Origin of the sequence: Trichococcus flocculiformis (assembly GCF_900113645.1) — a bacterium.
In the GTDB taxonomy this organism is placed as follows: Bacteria; Bacillota; Bacilli; order Lactobacillales; family Aerococcaceae; genus Trichococcus; species Trichococcus flocculiformis.
Genome location: NZ_FOQC01000089.1, coordinates 1 through 2762 on the forward strand (window position 1 = coordinate 1; position 2762 = coordinate 2762).

Consider the following 2762-nt stretch of genomic DNA (forward strand, 5'->3'; position numbering starts at 1 on the left):
ATGAATTTGTCCAGTTAAGTGTAACCTATCCACTTTCGCAGGAGTTGGTGCAATGGCTATAAGTGTTCTTGACGAGAGTTCTCCTCACCCAGATATGAGGTTTTGTTCATCTACAACTGGGAATAATTTGGACATTCCAGAGGTAACCTCGTATCACTCTTAGTAATTAAGTCTTCCTTACATGGTAATGATGGTGTCAAAGTGTGGTAACCTCTCTGTCAATCGTTGGTAATATCCTTGTCAATACGAAGAACCAAAAGAATTATGATATATGATAAGCAACGTTCTGTAGTTCCCTCTACAATCTTCTGCACCTTCGCTTGCAAAACACAAAAGCTTTCCCTCTGATAACGCGTCTGGCATTCAGTGGTAATTTCGGTGTCACTAAGTGGTAATAACTATGTCACTGCTATTAATTTCTCTGGGCTAATACCATTTGTTTGAAATGAAATACATTGCGCTAAGTTCCTAAGTTGCGACTAAATTACTAACACCAGATGGCTGACACCTATTTGCCACCGGAGAAATTGATTGACATGAATACGCACCACCGATAAACTGCGATTCATCGAATTTCGCTCACTCTCATACCTACTTTTCTCCGGTTAGAGTAGTTCTCGTCGGAGTTGGTGCTAGTAGAAACACTGATGGACAATGACGTATCTGATAGATCATCAGCTCTCTCCACAGATGTAACGCGATCCATAATAAAACACCAGTGGCTTTCTCTTTCGCATTGGGTGGCTGTCAACACCGGTTCAAAAATGTTGTTTTTCACCGGTTTAAAAAATGTCGTTTTTCAGCGGTAAGACGATGTTGCTTTTCACCGGCTTCTGCCGAAAAACAACGGGGGACTGTCTTTTTTCACCGGTCGATCACGGAGGATCGTCCGGTGTTTTTTTCTTGGAACGCTGCTCGCGTTCCAGCTTGTAGTCTTTCATGCGATATGAGTTTCCGGTGATCTGGAATACTCTGGAATGGTGGATCAGGCGGTCAAGAATGGCTGCTGTCACGGCGCTGTCCTGAAAAACGTCTCCCCATTTGGAAAAGGGAATGTTAGTCGTCAGGATGGTGGAATGCACCTCGTGCCTCAACCGGATCAGTTGGAAGAGGAGACTGGCCTCTTGTTTGGCAATAGGCAGGTAGCCGATTTCATCGATGATTAGGAGCTCGTAGTTCGAATAACGTTTTAAAACCCGTTCGAGTGTTCCTTTTTCATAAGCTGATTGGAGCTTTTGGATCAGCTCATGACAGTTGATGAATATGGCCTTAACGCCTTGATGGCAGGCTTCCACGCCGAGGGCAGTCGCCAAATGCGTTTTCCCGACACCTGAATTACCGATGAATATAATATTTTCGGCTTTTTCAAGAAAGCCCATGTGCTGCAGATCCAGAATTTCATGCCGGTTGATGCTTGGCTGAAAGTAGAAATCGAAGTCTTTGAGTGCACGAATGACCGGAAACCGCGCGTTTTCTACAGCACGCTCCACTTTCCGATCGGACCGAAACGCCAGCTCTCGATTGGTTAATTCCAGTAGGGCTTCCGTGAAGGGAATCGCTTCGCGGTTTACGACTTCCTGGTAGTTGGGGAAGTATTCCCGCATCCGAAGCAGACCGAGTTTTTCAAAATTATTGAGGAGTTGGACATGGTTACTCATTGCAGCACCTCCTACACATCATCATACTGCGCCAAAGAATTTTCAATGAACGCATAGATTTCTTCGTCCTCTTTATGCTTAAACACATCAGACTTCAAAATCTCGTAGGCGTCATGAGTGTCGTACGTATAGGATCGCTTTTTTTCACTAATCGGATGCGTTTGAATCAATTCTCCATTATAATAAATGTGTATGAATGCGGTAGTGAGTCGAATTTCGACTTCCTCGCCGATATATTTAATGGGAACGGAGTACTTACTCGTTCGAAATTGGACCATGGATTCTGTGCTGACGATACGGCGAATATCGTCACAACTGTATTCAGCCAACAGTTCAAAATCGAATGCCTGTAGGTGCTCTTTTTCGTGTTCCCATAAGTCGATTGGCCGTTGGCCTGTCGCTTGGGAAACCTCATAATTGAGCTCTTCGGCTAAATCATGGACGTAGTGACAGAGCTCGAGCTCATCATCAAATTCGCCATTCATAACGCGCAACCGTTCGCAGGTTCTTGCCAAAGCCTCCACCTTTCCTTTTGTCTGAGGCCGGAACGGACGACAAGCGATAGGCTGAAAACTGGCATCCTTACTGAAGGCGTAGAAGGTGTCGTGGAAGACGACCTTTTTGTATTGAGATTTGGCATGATTGACCACTGTTTTCATATTGTCGAACCAGATTTCCCTGGGTACACCGCCGGTTAAATAAAAGGCATCGTTTAAGCACATGAATAACGTATCTTGCTTTTTCTCAAAAGTCAGTTCCAAATATTTCATGCGTGAATAACCCAGCACGTACAAGAAGATATTGAATGTGACGGGCCGCCCGGAACTCGTGTAAAGGGTCATATTCTCCTTCCAATCCACTTGCGCCGACAGACCAGGGTTCGTTTCAATTCGAATTGTTGCCTTCTTGGTTTTTGTTTGTTTCAGTGTTCGGCAATAGTCCCGAAGAATCGTGATTTTTCCTTCGTATCCTCGCCGTTTAAGGAGCGAATAAATCGCCGTAGCGGAACAGCCTTCCGAAACCTTTTCGTCAATCAGGGTCCGATAAGGATCCAATTTACTGGCTTTTGTCAGTGCTAAACTAAATTGAACAGTTTTCGATGAA

General features: G+C 44.6%; 2 protein-coding genes. Both read right to left on the minus strand.

The genetic code is table 11. The features are described from left to right. Positions 1–875 precede the first annotated feature (875 nt). Positions 876–1658, minus strand: a complete 783-nt coding sequence (istB, locus tag BMZ71_RS14400) for an IS21-like element helper ATPase IstB (RefSeq protein ID WP_086990953.1) — start codon at positions 1656–1658, stop codon at positions 876–878. A gap of 11 nt (positions 1659–1669) precedes the next feature. After that, positions 1670–2762 (minus strand): IS21 family transposase (istA, locus tag BMZ71_RS14405; protein ID WP_218142840.1); only part of this gene is annotated, 1093 nt, incomplete at its 5' end.

Excerpts from the sequence above, each read along its gene's own strand:
- istB (WP_086990953.1), bottom strand. The coding sequence starts at position 1,658 with ATGAGTAACCATGTCCAACTCCTCAATAATTTTGAAAAACTCGGTCTG.